Genomic DNA, 19,012 nt, shown 5'->3' with positions numbered 1-19,012 from the left:
ATAATTTGAGCTTATACAAGCAAATGACGCAGCTAATATAAATAACCTTAAGTAATATAAGGACGAATAATTACGCCTTCTTCACCTTTTACTTCTTCCATTACTACATAAGTTCGGCTTTCACTAACGTTAGGCAATTTTAATAATATGTCACCTAATACACCACGGTATTCTGACATATCATTTACGCGCGTTTTAAGTAAAAAATCAAAATTACCCGATACTAAATGACATTCGATAATTTCTTCGTGCTTTTTAACGGCCGCACTAAACTCATCAAATACGTCGGGAGATGTTTTAGTAATTGTTACTTCTACATACACCGATAAACCTTGCCCAAGCTTAGCTGGATCGACCACTGCTTTATAGCCAAGTATGTAGCCTTCTCGTTCTAGCTTTTTCACTCGCTCCAGACAGGGCGTGGCGCTTAGGCCAACTCGTCTGGCCAGTTCAACATTTGAAAGGCGTCCATCGTGCTGTAATTCCATTAAAATTTTACGGTCAATTCTATCTAATAACTGATGCATAGTGCCAACTAGTTTTTTATGCTGTTTATTTTTGTTATATAGATGATAACACTAGATTTGAATTTAAAAAAGGTGAGACACACGGGCTTATGATGAATATAATAGTGAAAAATGTTAATCCGTTCTTAATAAGGCAAATGATATGATTATTGGTGTTCCTAAAGAAATTAAAAACCATGAATACCGTGTAGGTATGGTTCCTGCGAGTGTTCGTGAATTAGTAAACCACGGTCATCAAGTGATTGTAGAAACTGATGCAGGCATGGGTATTGGTTTTACTAACGAAGATTACACGCTAGCGGGTGCTGAAATTTTAGCAACTGCTGCTGACGTTTTCGCTAAAGCTGACATGATTGTAAAAGTAAAAGAGCCACAAGCTGTTGAACGTGCAATGTTACGTGAAGACCAAATTCTTTTCACTTACTTACACCTTGCACCTGATCTTCCACAAACTGAAGACCTTGTAAAAAGCAAAGCTATTTGTATTGCATACGAAACTGTAACTGACTCTCGCGGTGGTTTACCGCTTCTTGCTCCTATGAGCGAAGTTGCTGGTCGTATGTCTATTCAAGCTGGTGCACAAGCGCTAGAAAAATCTAACCACGGTCGTGGCATGCTACTAGGTGGCGTACCAGGCGTTGAAGCGGCTAAAGTTGTTATCATTGGCGGCGGCATGGTTGGTCGTAGTGCAGCGCAAATGGCTGTTGGCCTTGGTGCTGAAGTTGTCGTTCTTGACCGTAACATCGACGTATTACGTGCACTAGACGCGCAATTTGGTAATAAAGTAAAAGCTATTTACTCAACTGCTGATGCACTAGAAAAACACGTACTAGAAGCTGATTTAGTAATTGGTGGCGTACTAATCCCAGGTGCAGCTGCACCTAAACTAGTAACTGCTGAGCACATTAAAGCAATGAAACCTGGTTCTGCAATTGTTGACGTTGCAATCGACCAAGGTGGCTGTATTGCTACTTCTAAAGCAACAACGCATGCTGATCCTACTTTCATCGTTGATGAAGTTGTTCACTACTGTGTTGCTAACATGCCTGGTGCTGTTCCACGCACATCTACGTTCGCACTTAACAATGCAACATTGCCTTTCATCATTAACCTTGCAAACAAAGGTTATAAAAAGGCGTTACTAGATGACGCTCACTTCTTAAAAGGCTTAAACGTAATTAAAGGCCAAGTAACTTACAAAGAAGTAGCAGAAGCGTTCAACATGGAATATGTTGACCCACGCACAGCGGTAGAAAACGCATAATTTAGCGTTTTGTAGTTAGGTTGGTATTAAGTAATGTAACTACCTAACTACAACCCATAAAAAAAGCAGCTAATTAGCTGCTTTTTTTGTATTTAAATTTCAGATTTATATAAACTTATTTAGATAAAACGCTTAATTATAAAATCTACTTTTACGCGCTTAGCTTGGCCAAGTAGTTTTTTAACTGGCTGCGGGTAATCATCCATCGTTTCTAAATCATCTGGGCCTGTTAAACGTCGGCAGTGTTGTAAAATTTCCTGCTTTTCGTTATCAATAGCATCCATAATTGTTTGCTCTGGATCTTCTATTAAAATACCGTTTTCGATATCAAGACCCCATGCACGCGGATTTAAGTTATGCCCGCTCAGTAAATGCTTTGTTCTATCTGAACAAATACCTTTTAAATGAAACGAATTGCTTTCATCTTTCCACAGGTACACATTTAAATTACCGTTATCGATATGACGCTTTTGCGTTTTTACAAATTTATGCAAAATAGTTTCGTATAAATAAGGTAATGCCCCTATTTTACTAAACGGCTCGCTTGGCGGTAAATAAAAGTCATTTGCTGTTTTATCGCCTACAACAATAGTCACTTGCTTGCCTTGCTTTAATAATCGGCGCAGTGATCGCATAAGCGGTGCCGGAAAATTGAAGTATGGCGTATACAACACAAGCTCTTGCTCTGTTGTATCAAATAACGCTTTTATTAAACGATTTAACTCGTTATTACGACGCCCGAGTCCTAAAAACAAACGAATACCTAATGCTTGTGTATTTAGCTGCTCTGCTGCGTTATAGCTTGCGACTTTTAAATCACGCATTAATTGCTTTTGATCAAGCTTAAAGTCGTGCAAACGCTTAAGCGGTCGTGTGTCAATGCGTGGCACGGCCACTGATGAAAGTAGCTTTGTTTCAATAAAATCAACTACTGAGTCACACAGTTCGCTCTGCGTTATTAAAAAGTAACGATCGAGCCTGTAGCGCTCGTTGTATTGCAAGTACACGTTATTTAAGCTTGCGCCGCTGTAAAGTAAGGTGTCATCAATTACGAAACCTTTTAAATGCAATACGCCAAACAATTCTTTAGCTTTTACAGGTACGCCATAAACTTGTACGTTCGATTTAAACTTTTCTAAATCGTCACAGTATAAACTTGCGTTGCCGTCTGATTTATCAGCGCCAATTAATCCACGTTGCGCACGATGAAAATCCACCAGCACTTTTACCTCAAGTGCCGGGTTTGCCAATGACACACGATGCAGCGCTTCTAAAATTTCGCGACCTGCTTCGTCATCTTGTAAATACAACGCAGTAATATAAATTCGTTTTTTTGCGTTCGCTATCAAGCGTAGCAATTGCGTTCGGTAATCTTGCGCATTGGTTAAGACGTTAACGTCTTTTGAAGTCAACCCGAATGCGGGTTTTTCCTGCCAAAATAACATAGTTGCCTATTTGCTTAGGTCACATAATCTATCAGTGACAAATAAAATTAGGTAAAACATAACAAAAAAAATCAAAGGGGTCATGAAATAACGCTGTTTTGTTGCCTGTTAGTCTATTTATTGAGCTACTTAGGCATTTTAACTGTAAAAGCACAGAGCTCTAGTACACAATACTGCACAGCTTTTCGATTTGATAAAAAAAATAATCGCGGATTTTGTTTACATCTGCCTTGTTTTTCTTAGAATCGAGCGCATTAAAGACCGTATTAAACGTTTAGGAAAAAATAATGACTGAAGCAAAACATTGTAAGCTACTAATTTTAGGCTCTGGCCCAGCTGGTTATACTGCCGCAGTATATGCAGCACGTGCAAATTTAAACCCTGTTTTAATTACAGGCATTCAACAAGGTGGCCAATTAACAACCACAACTGAAGTTGAAAACTGGCCTGGTGATGCACACGGTTTAACAGGTCCTGCGTTAATGGATCGTATGAAAGAGCACGCTGAGCGCTTTGAAACTGAAATCATATTCGATCACATCAATAAAGTAGATGTATCTAAGCGCCCTTTCACACTAACTGGCGACCAAGGTACTTACACATGTGATGCATTAATCATTGCAACGGGTGCTTCTGCTAAATACTTAGGCCTAGAGTCTGAAACTAACTTCCAAGGCCGTGGTGTTTCGGCATGTGCTACGTGTGACGGCTTTTTCTATAAAGGTCAAAAAGTAGCGGTTGTTGGTGGTGGTAATACAGCGGTTGAAGAAGCGCTTTACTTATCTAACATTGCTGACGAAGTACATGTTATTCATCGTCGTGACAGTTTCCGCAGTGAGAAAATACTTGCTGACCGCCTTGCTGAAAAAGCAGCAAACGGTAACGTTGTAATGCATTACAACCGCACGCTTGACGAAGTATTAGGCGACCAAATGGGCGTAACCGGCGTTCGTATTAAAGATGCACACTCTGATGCAACTGAAGAGCTAGATTTAGCAGGCGTATTTATTGCTATTGGCCACAAGCCAAATACTGATATGTTTGTTGGTCAACTAGAAATGAAAGATGGCTACTTAGTTGTAGAGTCTGGTCTTCACGGTAACGCGACTCAAACAAGCGTAGAAGGCGTTTTTGCTGCAGGTGATGTGTCTGACCACATTTATCGTCAAGCAATCACATCTGCGGGTACAGGCTGTATGGCTGCCCTTGATGCTGAACGTTTTTTAGATAATTTATAAGCAATTAAATAAATTATTATAGGGCTGATTATTCAGCCCTTTTTTTATGCCTAAAATATAGTTACACTTTTACGATCAATTATAAAATAAGTACTGTATGAGAAATCAGCTATACCAATTAAGCGAAAACGATATAGCATTCCCCAATCCGGAATACGCATTAGAATCCCCTGATGGCTTGTTAGCAATTGGCGGAGATTTGAGTTTACCTCGCCTAAGTAATGCCTACAAAAGCGGAGTATTCCCTTGGTTTAGTGAAGATGAGCCTATTATGTGGTGGTCGCCCAGCGAGCGAGGCATTTTTGAGCTTAATGATTTTCATATAAGTAAGAGCCTGCGTAAACATTTAAAAAAGCACCCTGTAAGAGTAACCATTAATAATGCCTTTGAAGAGGTGATAGAAGCCTGTCGCGATCAACGCCTTGATACCGATGGCACTTGGATCACCTCTGACATGCTCGACGCTTACGTTAATGCACACAATGCTGGCATTGCCCATAGCTTAGAAGTGTGGAGCAACGGAGAGCTTGCAGGTGGCTTATACGGTATTATGCAAAATGGTGTTTTTTGTGGCGAGTCTATGTTTCATCATCAAACCAATTGCTCCAAGCTTGCTATGTGGGCACTGGTAAATTGGCTTAAACGGCATAATGCACATTTTATTGATTGCCAGTTAGAAAACCCTTATTTAATGACCCTAGGTGCACAAGTAATCCCCCGTTCCACATTTTTGGCTAAACTAAAAACTGCACATAACTATACTGTTAACCCTATTATGTGGGAGCCACAAGAACTTGACGCAATCTATGAATGAGCAACTTCCTGCACGTGTTGGTTTAACCCAAGAGTTTGACTGTAGTTATTTACCCAACAGACAAGAGCAACTTTTAGTTATTCTTGATCCCAGTTGCTACAGCACCGACAAATTTGAGTCTTTATTAGGCTTGGGATTTCGTCGCAGTGGTAACCAAATATACCGTCCGCACTGCCCAATATGCAGCGCATGTAGTTCTGTACGTGTATTAGCACAAGACTTTATGCCCTCAAAATCGCAAAAACGTAAACTAAACAAAGCAAAAACACAGTTTGAGGTAAAATATTCAACGCAAGAGCGACCTGAATACTATCCACTTTATAGCAAGTACATAACGATGCGTCATCAGGATGGAAGTATGTATCCTCCTGAAAAAGAACAGTTTCAAAGTTTTTTGCTTTGTAGTTGGCTCAAGATCACATTTATTGAACTGTGGCACCAAGATACTTTAGTCGCAGTTGCCGTAACTGATTGTATGAATAGCGCTATTTCTGCAATTTATACCTTTTTTGATCCCGACTTTGAACACTATAGTTTAGGCTCTGTGATGATATTAGAGCAGCTAAAGTTTGCTAAAGAGCAAAATAAGCAATACGTGTACTTGGGCTATCAAATTGATGAATGCGACAAAATGAAGTACAAAACTCAGTTTTTACCTGCTCAAAAACAGCTCAATGATGAGTGGGTGGCTATTTAATTTGCAAATATAGCCCCTGCGCCTTTACTTATTGGAGTATTTTGGGCAAAATCTGCAGCGTTTAACTATTAAAGAGGTGTTACGCTAAACATGGCGAAAGAAGACGTAATCGAAATGCAAGGGACAGTCCTTGATACTTTACCAAATACAATGTTCCGAGTTGAGCTAGAAAATGGTCACGTAGTTGTGGCTCATATTTCAGGCAAAATGCGCAAAAACTATATCCGTATTTTAACCGGCGATAAAGTAACGGTAGAAATGACTCCTTACGATTTATCAAAGGGTCGTATCGTATTCCGTGCTCGCTAAGTAAGTGCGTAAACGAGATTTAGTTTTTGGCTAGTGTTTTACTAGCTTTAAGCGTTTATTAAATGTAATTGATAGACATTGACTAGCAATTACATTTAATAAACAAAAAGCCCAGTTTTTGCTGGGTTTTTTGTTGCCTATAAAAAAAGCAAAAAAATGGCCCGCTATTATGTAGCGGGCCATTTTATTTAATTAAATTATTTAATTAACGTTTTACGCTGGTGTTAAATTACTCTCGTAATCAAAGCGAATCTTCTTGTCTTTAACTGATACTTTAACCGTACCGCCATCAACAAGTTCACCAAACAGTATTTCGTTAGCTAATTGCTTTTTAAGCTCTTCTTGAATAACACGTGCCATTGGACGTGCACCCATTGCTTTATCGTAGCCTTTATCTGCCAACCACTCACGCGCTTTAGACGTAAGCTCAAGGTTAACTGATTTTTTATCAAGCTGCGCTTGCAGTTCCACAATAAACTTATCAACCACCAGTAAAATAACTTCACGTTCAAGGTGATTAAACCAAATGATGTTATCTAAACGGTTTCTAAATTCTGGTGAAAATACTTTGTTAATTGCACCCATTGCATCGTGCGTATGATCTTGCTCTGTAAAACCAATCGACTTACGCGTAGTTTCTTGAACGCCCGCATTGGTAGTCATTACAACCACTACATTTCTAAAGTCAGCTTTACGGCCGTTATTATCGGTTAACGTACCGTGATCCATAACCTGTAGCAAAATGTTGTAAATGTCTGGATGCGCTTTTTCAATCTCATCTAAAAGTACAACAGCATGTGGGTTTTTAATAACCGCTTCTGTTAATAAACCACCTTGCTCAAAACCAACATACCCTGGTGGAGCACCAATTAGTCGACTTATTGCATGGCGCTCTACATATTCCGACATATCAAAACGAATAAACTCAACACCCATACATTTAGCAAGTTGCTTAGTTACTTCGGTTTTACCCACACCGGTAGGCCCTGCAAACAAAAACGAACCTACTGGCTTTTCTTCGCTCGATAAACCAGAGCGAGATAAACGAATAGCTGATGTAAGTGCGTCAATAGATTGATCTTGCCCAAACACGAGCATTTTAAGATTACGGTCTAGGTTTTTAAGCGTTTCTTTATCTGTCGACGAGACGCTTTGCGCAGGAATACGTGCCATTTTAGATATAATTAGTTCTATATCTGCCACGCCAATGGTTTTTTTACGTTTAGAGCTAGGTTGCAGGCGCTGACTTGCACCGGCTTCATCAATTACATCAATTGCTTTATCTGGCAAGTGACGCTCATTAATGTATTTAGCACTGAGTTCTGCAGCTGCTTTTAATGCTTTTTGAGTGTAACGAATACCATGGTGCTCTTCGTAACGCTCTTTTAATCCATTTAATATTTTAGTGGTATCGGCAACACTTGGCTCAAGTACATCAATCTTTTGAAAGCGACGTACTAATGCACGGTCTTTCTCAAAAATATTTTTATACTCGTTGTAAGTTGTTGAACCCATACAACGTAGCTTACCACTTGAAAGGAGTGGTTTAAGCAAGTTTGATGCGTCCATAACACCACCAGACGCCGCGCCGGCACCGATTATGGTATGTATTTCATCAATAAATAAAATAGAGCCTGGCTCAGCTTGCAGCTCTTTTAGTAAGCTTTTAAAGCGCTTTTCAAAGTCGCCACGGTATTTAGTACCCGCAAGCAATGCACCCATATCTAGCGAGTACACAACAGCATCTGCAATTACTTCTGGTACTTGCTTATTAACAATGCGATACGCTAAGCCTTCAGCAATTGCTGTTTTACCAACGCCCGCTTCACCAACAAGTAATGGGTTATTCTTTTTACGACGACACAATACTTGTACCGTGCGCTCTACTTCGCTGTCGCGTCCGATCAGTGGATCAATGTTACCTTCACGAGCTTGAACGTTTAAATTAGTTGTAAAGCTGTCTAGCTTGCTTGCTTCTTCATTTTGAACTTCTTGCACTTCATCATGAATATCGTCGCTGTCGTTGCCTAATTCATCATCTGCTTTAGAAATACCATGCGAAATAAAGTTAACGATGTCTAAACGCGATACATCATGCTTTTTAAGTAAATATACAGCTTGGCTTTCTTGCTCAGAAAAAATAGCAACTAGCACATTCACGCCAGTGACTTCATTTTTACCTGACGATTGCACATGGAACACAGCGCGTTGTAATACACGTTGAAAGCCAAGTGTTGGCTGAGTTTCACGCTCTTCTTCTAAATCTGGAATGACGGGTGTTGTTTCGTCAATAAATTCTAATAATTCGGTTTTTAAACCAGAAATATTAACACCACACGCGTTTAGGGCTTCTCCTGCAGAAGGATTATCTAACAGCGCAAGTAAAAGGTGCTCTACGGTCATAAACTCATGACGGCGAGTGCGCGCTTCACGAAACGCGGCATTTAATGTGAGTTCTAAGTCTTTGTTTAGCATTGGCAACCCCTTACTGAGATAATAATTTATACCACAACAATCGGATGTTTGATCACCCTAATTGGTATTTATACCAATTGTATTAAATTGGTATTTATTCCTGCTCACAACTACAAAGCAGTGGATGCTCGTTATCACGCGCGTAGCGGTTAACTTGTTCAGCTTTGGTGTGGGCTACGTCAGCGCTGTAAACACCACATATACCCTTACCTTTTTCATGAACCTGAAGCATCACGTCGGTTGCTCTATCGCTATCCATATTAAAAAACGTCGTTAAAACTTCTATTACAAAGTCCATCGGCGTGTAGTCGTCGTTATTTAAAACAACTTTATATTTTCGCGGCGGCTGTAGCTTTTGCTTTTCGCTGTCGCGAACTGTATCGATAACACCTGAATCTTTCATACCACTCATAATTAAATATAGTCTTGTCTTTGTAACTCAAGCAAACTTGAATAAAAAATAAATAAAATGTTAAAAAAATAACTCAAAACACTTGACTGGTTGGCTAAATAAACTACAGTCAAACGTAGATTGATTAAACCTTAGTCAGTCTAGCAAATAATACAATTTAGAATAACTAAATTAGTCAACTTATTGAAGGATGTAGAAGTATGGCTTGCGGTAAAGTTAAATGGTTCAACAACGCTAAAGGTTTTGGTTTCATCGTAGAAGACGGCTGCGAGAATGATATTTTCGCTCATTACTCAACAATTGTAATGGACGGTTATAAAACGCTTAAAGCTGGTCAAGATGTAACATTCGAATTAGAACAAGGACCTAAAGGTCTACACGCTAAAAATATTGCCCCAGATGGTGACATTATTGAGTGACTATTGTTTTGTTCGACTAAAGCGAGTGACCTTTTAAGATCCTCGCTTAATTCCTTAAGCATACTAACTTATCTCTTCTCCTCTATTTATTGCCTCTTTTCATTCAAATTCAACCCTTTTCCTTGAATTTATTTTATATACCCCAATGTTCTAAGAGTTGATTGTTTAACTGCTTATTGGGCATGCTCAACCTCTAGCCCTTTTTATTTAAGCTTGTTACACTCTTGGTGCTAAAAATTGCGTATTAACGCAGCAACTAATCCAACTTGTCGCCTCTTTTATATGTACTAGGCTAAAGGCTGATTTATTTTTGTTAATTTTTTAGCTATAAATACAATTCCAGTTCGTCAGGTGTGACTATTCTGCTTTTATAAAAGAGCAACGCTGAGTACCAACACCTAACAAACTATTCATTACGAGCGTATGTATTCATTAACTTGTTTAATAATATGTACTCACTCATTAGTAATGATTTTCTTTGCATTGTTGAATAAGACCTTTTCGGTCTACTATCTAGGAATGATGATGACATCAAAAATTATCTATACAAAAACGGACGAAGCTCCGGCACTAGCAACTTACTCGTTGCTACCGATCATCCAAGCATATACAAATGCGGCCGGTGTTGAAGTTGAAACTCGCGATATCTCATTAGCAGGTCGTGTAATTGCTAGCTTCCCTGATTATTTAACACAAGAACAACGCATTGGTGATGCACTTGCTGAACTTGGCGAGCTTGCTAAAACACCAGAAGCAAACATCATCAAATTACCAAACATCAGTGCATCTGTACCACAGCTTCGCGCTGTAATTAAAGAGCTTCAAGCAAAAGGTTACGCTCTTCCAGAATACCCTGTTGAACCTAAAAATGATGAAGAAAAAGCAATTCAAGCTGCTTACGACAAAATCAAAGGCAGTGCAGTAAACCCAGTACTACGTGAAGGTAACTCTGATCGTCGCGCACCAGGTTCTGTAAAAGAATATGCACGTAACAACCCGCATTCAATGGGTGCGTGGAGCAAAGATTCAGAGTCTTATGTTGCAAGCATGAGCGAAGGCGACTTCTTTGGTTCAGAAAAGTCAGTAACTGTTGATACAGCCACTGATGTACGTATTGAACATGTTGCAACTAACGGCGACGTTTCTGTACTTAAACAAAGCACGCCTCTTTTAGCTGGCGAAGTTATTGATGCATCAAGCATCAGCGCTTCTAAGCTTCAAGCTTTCTTAGCTGCTGAAATTGACGCTGCTAAAGAAAAAGGTGTTTTATTCTCGCTTCACATGAAAGCGACAATGATGAAAGTATCTGATCCAATTATCTTTGGTCACGCTGTAAAAGTATTCTACAAAGATGTATTTGCTAAACACGGTGAGCTTTTTGAAGAGCTAGGTGTTGATGTAAATAATGGTTTAGGCGATGTATATTCTAAAATTCAAACATTAGACGATGCTAAGCGCGAAGAAATTGAAGCAGACATTCAAGCTGTTTACGCTAGCCGCCCTGCTATTGCTATGGTTGATTCTGACTGCGGCATTACAAACCTACACGTACCAAGTGACGTGATCATCGATGCTTCTATGCCTGCTGCAATCCGTTCAAGCGGTCAAATGTGGAATAACGATGGTAAATTACAAGACACTAGCTTTGTAATTCCAGATCGTTGTTACTCAGGTATTTACCAAGCAACTATTGATTTTTGTAAAGTGAATGGCGCGTTTGATCCAACAACTATGGGTAGCGTACCTAACGTTGGCCTTATGGCTCAAAAAGCTGAAGAATACGGTTCACACGATAAAACGTTTGAAGCTAAAGCAGATGGTTCTATCCGTGTTGTTGATGCAAATGGTAATACATTACTTGAGCACAGTGTTGAGCAAGGCGATATTTGGCGCATGTGTCAGGTTAAAGACGCACCAATCCAAGATTGGGTTAAGCTTGCAGTAAATCGTGCACGCGCAACAGGCGTTCCAGCTATTTTCTGGTTAGACGAAAACCGTGCACATGATGCAGAGCTAATCAAAAAAGTAAATAAATACCTACCAGATCACGATACAGCTGGCCTAGATATTCAAATTTTAGCACCGCTTGAAGCAACATTGTTCTCACTAGCGCGTATTAAAGAAGGTAAAGACACTATTTCTGTAACAGGTAACGTTTTACGTGATTACCTTACAGATTTATTCCCAATTTTAGAGCTAGGTACGAGTGCTAAAATGCTTTCAATTGTTCCACTTATGAACGGTGGTGGATTATTTGAAACTGGCGCGGGTGGTTCTGCACCTAAGCATGTTCAACAATTCGAAAAAGAAAACCACTTACGTTGGGATTCTTTAGGTGAATTTTTAGCACTTGCTGCATCGCTTGAGCACCTTAGCGTAACTACGGGTAACAACAAGGCACAAGTTCTTGCTGATACACTAGATAAAGCGACTGGTACTTTCTTAGCAGAAAACAAGTCTCCTTCACGTAAAGTGAAAGAAATTGATAACCGTGGTTCTCATTTCTTCCTATCTTTATTCTGGGCACAAGAACTTGCTAAGCAAAATGATGACAGTGAACTTAAAGCACAGTTTACTCAAATTGCTAGCGACCTTGAGTCTAATAAAGAACAAATCGTAAGTGAACTTAACGATGCGCAAGGCCCTGCTGTTGATTTAGGCGGTTACTTCCAGCCTAACGATGATGCAGCCTTTAAAGCGATGCGTCCAAGCACTACATTTAACGATATTCTTGCTAAATTAGTATAAATATTGGTTTAAATTTAAAAGCCGCTTACTTGTAAAAGTAAGCGGCTTTTTTACGCCAATAAAAAAGGTCGTTATCATTAGATAGCGACCTTTTTGATTAACCAAAACTATTTAAGTGATTTAAATTCTAATTACTTAGTATATGCACGTGGCATTTTTGAATCAGTTGTATAACGGTCACGCAGTTTATCTTGACGAGATTGTGTAGAAACCTCAACCCCATTAATAAACATTTTGTTCACGTGGCTGCTTAGTTCAAACGGGTCATTACTCCACATTACTACATCAGCAGCTTTACCTACTTCAAGACTACCTGCATTAATGCCAAATACATCAGCAACGTTTGATGTAACCGCTTTTAACGCACCTTCTTGGCTCATACCATACGATACTGCATTACCAGCATCAAAACGCAGCTGATAAATGTTGTGACTTGCATCACCACCTACCGTTAATAATACTTTAACGCCTGCTTTTTCTAGCACACCTGCATTATCTAAACTCGCATGAAGCGAATCAAAACTTGCTGGTAAGCTGTCCATTGCACTAATAATCACTGGGATATTTGCTTTAGCAACGCGCTCTTTAACTACAACAGCGTCTTGTGCGCCGTTAAGTACTAAGTTAATACCAAATTGCTCTTTTACTTTAATAAGCTCAATAATATCCGCCGCACGTGATACGCCAACCACTAATGGCATTTCGCCACTGAGTACTTTTGCCATTACTTTGTCTTCAGTACTTGGCTTGTCATCATCTTTTTTAGCTTTTTTACCAGCTTTAGTTTTGTGCTCATCAAGTTTATTAATAAGTGTTTGCAAAGTAAAAGCACGAGAACCTTTACTGCGCTCACCTAAGTAAACAATTAAAGCCGCTTGTTTTTGCATGTCGCTATCAAAACTACCACTTAAATCAACAACACTCGCAAGGCCTGAAAAAATGCTATCACCACCATGAGGGGTAATTACATCGCGTGTTACACCGCCTTTACGAGCGTAAGGAATTAAGCTCGAATGCGCGTTGTAAGCAAGACTTACGTCAAAATCAATACCGGCTTTTTCCTCGCCTGCATCGCGAGAGCCTGCAACTGCACTTACTTCAACTAAACCAAGTTGATTTACACTTGCAATAAAGCCAGGGGTTACAATTTGGCCCTTTGCATCAATAATCTGATCTACTTTAATTTCAGTTGGGTTAATCGCTGTAATTTTTCCATCTGTCATTACAATGCTTGCCGCTTCTAATACACCTTGATCAGATGACGTATGCAATGTTGCATTAATAATTGCTAGCGATTGTGCGCTTACAGCACCAGATGCTAATAATCCTGCAGCAACCAGAGAAAGCGAAAACGAACGTGATAAATTTTTCATTCTGGGTGCTCCTTATTGTTGGCCTAACATAAAATCACTTGTTGCTTGATACGCGCTGTCGTTTCTATCGTAAACTTTTGCACCATCAACAAACACCTGTTCAGCTTTAGCATAAACACTAAATGGGCTTTGATTCCAAATAACAACATCGCCCTGCTTACCCGCTTCTAGTGAACCTGTTTTGTCATCAATACCTAGCGATTTAGCAGCGTTAGCCGTGATCCATTTAATAGCGTGTTGCTCAGAAATATCAAAACCATTTTCGTTAGCACGGTACATAACCTTGCCAGCTTCTTGGTTTAAGCGCTGAATAGTAGTATCTGAATCTGAGTGAACAACCGCACATGAATTTTTAACTGCATCAACAATGGCTACGTTTTCTTGAACCATGTCGTAGGCTTCCATTTTAAAGCCCCACCAGTCTGGCCAAAGTGCAGCACACGAACCATTTTGGGCAAGTAAGTCAGCAATTTTATACGCTTCTACACCGTGGTGAAAAGTACCGGCGTCGTAATTAAACTCTTTTGACAGGTCAATCATCATTGCCATTTCTTCAGCCTTATAACAATGATTATGAATACGTACTTCGCCTTCAAGCACACCACGAAGCGTATCGTGTTTAATATCACGTACTGGTGCTTCTGGGTTTAAACCTGCTTCATAATCGGCATCGTACTTATCCCATGCACGTTTGTATTCAGCGGCTTCAGCCCATGCCATACGATAACCAGCCATATTACCCATACGAGTTGAAGGCAATACACCTTGTCGACCATAAACACGTTTAGGGTTTTCACCACACGCCATTTTTAGACCATACGGCGCCTCTGGAAATTTCATACCTTGCATAGTGTGTGCAGGGACGTTTTTAAGCGTAACGCCGCGTCCACCAAATAAGTTAGCTGAGCCTGGTAAAATTTGTAGAGAAGTAATGCCGCCTTCGCGTGCACGATTAAAGCCTGGATCTTGTGGCCAAACAGAATGCTCAACCCACACTTCTGCAGTGTTAGGGCTGGTCATTTCGTTACCATCTTGATGCGACTCAACCGAAGGGCTTGGGTATGCACCTAAATGTGAATGTACGTCAATAATACCCGGTGTTACCCATTTGCCTTGTGCATCAATTGTAATATCAGCAGTAGCAGTTAAGTCTTTACCAACTTGTTGTACTTTGCCGTCAACAAGTAATACATCAGCATCATCTAAACGCTCACCAGTACCTGTAAGTACTGTTGCATTTGTAATAATTGTGCTTGATGTAGAAACGGGCTGATAAGTGCTTGGATAAGGATTTTTGTTGATTGTTATTTTATCGTCTTGCGGGCCGTTTTCTTGGCAACCTACAAGTGCAGCAGCTAAGCCAACCGCTAATAAAGAAGGTGCAAATTTTTGCATGTTGTTTGGATCTCCTGTTTTTTTGCTACTTTAGCGAAAGCTAAGGAATAAAGCCAAAAAAACAGGTGAAAACGCAGTTAATTAAGATGAATATCTGTAATTATTTCTTTATATAATTGTTATACAACTTTTCAAGCGCACCTTCGGTTGTAAGCGATGGATCTTTACTAATAAAGTGCTTAACCGTACGCGTTACAAAATCAGAGTTTTGCTTATGTAACTTAGAAAAATCTTTAATAATTGTATTACCGTCTTTAGCCGCTGTCACTTTGTCATGACGATGACGATACTGGCTTAGCGCTTTATTAAAATCCCCTTGGTAGTCTTCAACCAAAATTTTATAAAAGTCACTTTTTTGTACGTTTAAATCATTAATGCAGTAATTTAGCGCCTCTTTAAAGTCGGTAAATATCATGCCTTCTACATCAAACTCTTTTGTTTTTTCACGTACTGCTACTTTGGCATCTTCTGTGGCATAGCTAAAACCAGTAAACGCTAAACGCTCAGCGGCTTCTTTTCCTAATTTCATACCCGCTTGAATACTATGCGCAAACTCATCGCTCATATCGCCAAGTTCGTTTTCTTCCCACATGTTATAAACACGCAGTGGTTTTGCGTATTTAGTGGCAAGCTTTTTCTTCATTTTAGTGAAACGCTCATCAATCGTCATCAGCCTTTCGTTATGTAAAAGTGCATGACACTCATAACACGCAGGAATAGATATAAAATCAGCTTCTTCACCTAAATCAACAATGCTTTGTAGCATATGCAGCGGCGGACAATGGTCGCGCTCTGTCGCTTCACAGCCACAATAAAAACACTGGTTAAAATGCTGCTGATCGCAAGCGTATGCTTGCTGATAATAACTGGCTAACGTTTTGCTCACCGTTGCTCCTAAAAAACACGACTAAATTATGGGGGCGATAATAACAGCCTGAAAAAATAAGTCATACCAATTGCATTAAATTAGTTATCTATTATTGCGCTAATAAAGTAGCGCAATAATAAGGCGAAATTATAACGTGTAGTTGCTATCACTAATTGCTCCCTGCATTGCTCTACCTCCTGCATCCATGCACTCGTACACGAACAATTTTTAACGCAGTAAGTGCGCTATTTAATGCGATAGAATGATTTTTTTAAAATTGGTATCAGTAGCTATATTTAAATCACGGCCGCAATTAAACCAAACAAGCCACCAAACACACCACCCCACACTACAAGCCAGCCTAAGTGCTCACGGATCATGGTTTGAATAATCTCTTTAACCATTTTAGGGGTAAGCTCATCTAGGCGCTCATCAACTAATTTAAGTACTGTTTTATGTAGGCTCTCTGCACTATTACCTTGTGAAAGCGTTTGGGTTACTAATGCTTTAAAGTCGTCAGTTTGAGAAATCTCACTAAGCGACAATTGCATTTTTTCAATAAACTTTTCACGCATTGGCTCTATTGCTGCAGTGCCGCCAAACATACCTAACATGCTACCAAACTGAGATTGCTCTATTACCTCTAACAAATTGTCGAATGCCGGGTTTAAATCAACATTACTAATTATTGGCTCAAAATCGATATTGGGCTGCACTTTATTGAGTAAATTATTAATTTTTTGCTCTGAAAAAAATTCCGTTAATATTAAGTTTCTAATTGCGATTTTAAAGCTTTCAAACTTAAGCGCTATAACGCCTGAGCCATATAAAAACGGGACTTTTTCGAACAACATATGAATCGCTAATAAATTAGTTACCGCGCCAGAAAGTGCAAATAAACCAACAGATAACACAATTGCTTGGTTAAACATAAAACCTACAACAACACATAAACCCGCTAGCAAATTGGTTATTAAACTTTTGTTCATTTTTACTCCATTACAGTAAGTGTAATTTTTATGCAATATAGTCATTAATTTTACAACGTTTAGATTGTTAAATTAATACCTTTTTGCCATAGTTTAAGTATCTGTTTAAAAGGCGAGCAATTGTTATGTGGAAAACAGTAAATGAGCACATCAGCCAAGCCATTAATTTTGACTTTAAACACACCTATAAACGCCAATTACAAAGTACAAATACCGATAAACTATTTCATATTACCAATGGTACGCATAACTTCTTCGTTAAAATAGCATTAAAAAGCGAACTCGAGCGTTTAGAAAGTGAATTTATTGGCTTAAAGCTTTTAGCGCAAAATAGTAATTTTAAAGTCCCTGAATGTATTACAACCGGTGCAAATATAGAGTTTTCGTTTATTGTTTTACAGTGGCTTGTTTTAGATAAACAACCCCACAACACATGGGAAACTATGGGAAGCAGCCTGGCTAAAATGCATCAAAAACACGACCAAGCCATGTTTGGTTTTGATGTAGACAACTACATAGCCACTACTATACAACCTAATCGCTGGCATAAAAAATGGGATGTATTTTACGCCGAAGAGCGTATAGGGTGGCAATTACAGTTACTCGCTGAAAAAGGCATTAACTTTATTGAACCCGAGCGCTTAATTAATGCCGTTAAAGAACAGCTGCATAGTCATCAAGTTGAGCCCTCATTACTGCATGGCGATTTTTGGCGAGGAAATATGGGCTTTTTAAAAGCAGAGCCAACGGTATTTAACCCGGCTTGTTATTATGGTGATCGGGAAGTGGATATTGTAATGAGCGAACTATTTGCGCCACTGCCAAAAGACTTTTATAGCGCCTATAACCAGCACTATCCGCTTTCTCAAAATTACGAAAAACGTAAGTTAATATACCAGCTATACCCTATTTTAAATCACGCTAACATCTTTGCCGGTCACTATCTTACTGAAGCTAAACAACATATAGAAAAGCTGGTATTTGAAGGTATAAAATAAGTGTCATAAGCTGCATTTCAGCACTATATTTAATGAGTAAGTAGGCGTTCATCTGTAAGCGATTAAGTTAAATCTAACTTAATTATTTATAACTGGAGTGATTATGAAAGATTTTTTATCACAACGAATAACGTGCCCACACTGCGGACACCACATACATTTAGACTTAGACGCAAGCATGGGCGATCAAGACTACATAGAAGATTGCACTGCCTGCTGTAACCCAATTCATTTAAATATGCATATAGATCATGCTAACAATAAATTAGAGCTACACGTAGACAGTGACGACGAACAAATATTTTAACTTAAGCCTGATGGCGTAAGTAGTTTTCTACCGTATTTACAATAGTGTAAGTTTGCTGATCAACTTCAATATTAAACTTGTCACCCACTTGCGCTGCACCAATGTTTGTAATGGCGAGCGTTTCCGGAATTAGGTGTAACCAAAAACCATGTTCATCAACTTCGCCCACGGTTAAGCTTGCGCCATTTATCGCAACAAACCCTTTATATAGCACATACTTTTGCCACTCTTTTGGCAAGCTGAGTTGTATTTTGCAGTTGTTCTCAAGCTTCACTATTTGAGAAATTTGTGACGTACAATGAATATGCCCAGACACTATATGCCCACCTAGCTCAGTACCAAACGTAACAGAGCGTTCGTAATTAACTAAACTACCTAACTCAAGCAGTCCTAAATTAGTTAACTTTAGGGTTTCGTCAATCACATCAAAATGCACTTGCGCTACCACATCGTGATTACTTAGCTCAACTTGCACAACTGTTAAACAACAGCCATTAATAGCAATACTTGCGCCTAAATCTAAATGCTTAACGTACTCATCGCTCACCGATACAACTAAGCGTAAAACACCGTCTGTTTGAGTCTTAGAGACCACCGTAGCTTGCGTTTGCACTATTCCTGTAAACATAAAATCACTTTAAATTATTACAAAGTGCTAGTTTAACGTATCAACTCATAAAATCATTCACTACTGTGATTTTTATTTAAACCCCAATAGATTACAATTACGCCCT

Annotated in this window: 18 protein-coding genes; 9 read left to right on the top strand and 9 right to left on the bottom strand. The window is 39.2% G+C overall.

Translation table 11 applies throughout. The features are described from left to right. Positions 1–47 precede the first annotated feature (47 nt). Entirely contained in the window at positions 48–527 is a 480-nt protein-coding gene (gene lrp, locus I6E82_RS08915; RefSeq protein WP_007582985.1) for a leucine-responsive transcriptional regulator Lrp, read from the bottom strand. A 142-nt stretch (positions 528–669) separates the two neighbouring features. Here lrp and ald point away from each other — a divergent pair, with 142 nt between their 5' ends. Continuing rightward, on the top strand, positions 670–1,791 hold the full coding sequence (gene ald, locus I6E82_RS08910; protein ID WP_010552621.1) for an alanine dehydrogenase: 1,122 nt from the start codon (positions 670–672) through the stop codon (positions 1,789–1,791). A gap of 119 nt (positions 1,792–1,910) precedes the next feature. Here ald and pssA read toward each other — a convergent pair whose 3' ends face one another. After that, positions 1,911–3,236 (bottom strand): CDP-diacylglycerol--serine O-phosphatidyltransferase, encoded by a 1,326-nt coding sequence (gene pssA / locus I6E82_RS08905; protein ID WP_024590327.1) that lies wholly within the window; start codon positions 3,234–3,236, stop codon positions 1,911–1,913. Positions 3,237–3,523: 287 nt separating this feature from the next. Between pssA and trxB the strand changes: the two genes are divergently transcribed. The 4 genes from trxB (at position 3,524) to infA (ending at position 6,294) form a co-directional block, all read left to right on the top strand. Then, on the top strand, positions 3,524–4,474 hold the full coding sequence (gene trxB, locus I6E82_RS08900) for a thioredoxin-disulfide reductase (RefSeq protein WP_008168643.1): 951 nt from the start codon (positions 3,524–3,526) through the stop codon (positions 4,472–4,474). Between the two features lie 97 nt (positions 4,475–4,571). Further along, positions 4,572–5,288 (top strand): leucyl/phenylalanyl-tRNA--protein transferase, encoded by a 717-nt coding sequence (gene aat / locus I6E82_RS08895; RefSeq protein WP_197117616.1) that lies wholly within the window; start codon positions 4,572–4,574, stop codon positions 5,286–5,288. Continuing rightward, complete coding sequence (locus I6E82_RS08890; protein ID WP_010552618.1) at positions 5,281–5,985, top strand: arginyltransferase; 705 nt, start codon at positions 5,281–5,283, stop codon at positions 5,983–5,985. The genes aat and I6E82_RS08890 overlap by 8 nt, the downstream gene beginning before the upstream one ends. A 90-nt stretch (positions 5,986–6,075) precedes the next feature. Then, entirely contained in the window at positions 6,076–6,294 is a 219-nt protein-coding gene (infA, locus tag I6E82_RS08885; RefSeq protein WP_002962494.1) for a translation initiation factor IF-1, read from the top strand. 213 nt (positions 6,295–6,507) lie between these two features. Here the strand turns inward: infA and clpA are convergent, their stop codons facing one another. Next, a complete protein-coding gene (clpA, locus tag I6E82_RS08880) occupies positions 6,508–8,769 on the bottom strand; it encodes an ATP-dependent Clp protease ATP-binding subunit ClpA (RefSeq protein WP_007585108.1) in 2,262 nt (753 codons plus the stop codon). Between the two features lie 94 nt (positions 8,770–8,863). Further along, on the bottom strand, positions 8,864–9,172 hold the full coding sequence (clpS, locus tag I6E82_RS08875; RefSeq protein ID WP_007585109.1) for an ATP-dependent Clp protease adapter ClpS: 309 nt from the start codon (positions 9,170–9,172) through the stop codon (positions 8,864–8,866). 209 nt (positions 9,173–9,381) lie between these two features. Between clpS and cspD the strand changes: the two genes are divergently transcribed. Further along, complete coding sequence (cspD, locus tag I6E82_RS08870; protein WP_002962500.1) at positions 9,382–9,600, top strand: cold shock domain-containing protein CspD; 219 nt, start codon at positions 9,382–9,384, stop codon at positions 9,598–9,600. Positions 9,601–10,125: 525 nt separating this feature from the next. Further along, positions 10,126–12,348, top strand: a complete 2,223-nt coding sequence (locus I6E82_RS08865; protein ID WP_197117615.1) for an NADP-dependent isocitrate dehydrogenase — start codon at positions 10,126–10,128, stop codon at positions 12,346–12,348. A 131-nt stretch (positions 12,349–12,479) separates the two neighbouring features. Here I6E82_RS08865 and I6E82_RS08860 read toward each other — a convergent pair whose 3' ends face one another. The 4 genes from I6E82_RS08860 to I6E82_RS08845 form a co-directional block, all read right to left on the bottom strand. Further along, entirely contained in the window at positions 12,480–13,721 is a 1,242-nt protein-coding gene (locus I6E82_RS08860; protein WP_197117613.1) for an amidohydrolase family protein, read from the bottom strand. A 12-nt stretch (positions 13,722–13,733) separates the two neighbouring features. Then, positions 13,734–15,116 carry an amidohydrolase gene (locus I6E82_RS08855; protein WP_197117611.1) on the bottom strand — a complete coding sequence of 461 codons (1,383 nt, stop codon included), beginning with the start codon at positions 15,114–15,116 and terminating at the stop codon, positions 13,734–13,736. Between the two features lie 100 nt (positions 15,117–15,216). Then, positions 15,217–16,002, bottom strand: a complete 786-nt coding sequence (locus I6E82_RS08850; RefSeq protein ID WP_007585117.1) for a hypothetical protein — start codon at positions 16,000–16,002, stop codon at positions 15,217–15,219. 278 nt (positions 16,003–16,280) lie between these two features. Then, positions 16,281–16,973 (bottom strand): DUF445 domain-containing protein, encoded by a 693-nt coding sequence (locus I6E82_RS08845; protein WP_197117609.1) that lies wholly within the window; start codon positions 16,971–16,973, stop codon positions 16,281–16,283. A 125-nt stretch (positions 16,974–17,098) separates the two neighbouring features. On the opposite strand from I6E82_RS08845, the gene I6E82_RS08840 reads away from it, so the two are divergent. Both I6E82_RS08840 and I6E82_RS08835 read left to right on the top strand, forming a co-directional pair. Continuing rightward, positions 17,099–17,971: a fructosamine kinase family protein gene (locus I6E82_RS08840; protein ID WP_197117608.1), complete on the top strand. Its 873-nt coding sequence runs from the start codon at positions 17,099–17,101 to the stop codon at positions 17,969–17,971. Between the two features lie 103 nt (positions 17,972–18,074). Further along, positions 18,075–18,278 carry a CPXCG motif-containing cysteine-rich protein gene (locus I6E82_RS08835; protein ID WP_008166246.1) on the top strand — a complete coding sequence of 68 codons (204 nt, stop codon included), beginning with the start codon at positions 18,075–18,077 and terminating at the stop codon, positions 18,276–18,278. 1 nt (position 18,279) lies between these two features. On the opposite strand, the gene I6E82_RS08830 is transcribed toward I6E82_RS08835, so the two are convergent. Next, positions 18,280–18,906 (bottom strand): riboflavin synthase subunit alpha, encoded by a 627-nt coding sequence (locus I6E82_RS08830; RefSeq protein WP_182197010.1) that lies wholly within the window; start codon positions 18,904–18,906, stop codon positions 18,280–18,282. Positions 18,907–19,012: the final 106 nt, after the last annotated feature.

This window comes from Pseudoalteromonas sp. NZS11 (genome assembly GCF_015864765.1).
Taxonomy (GTDB): domain Bacteria; phylum Pseudomonadota; class Gammaproteobacteria; order Enterobacterales; family Alteromonadaceae; genus Pseudoalteromonas; species Pseudoalteromonas arctica.
Note: the sequence above shows the minus strand (reverse complement) of the source record. Positions and strands in the feature narration are given on the sequence as shown.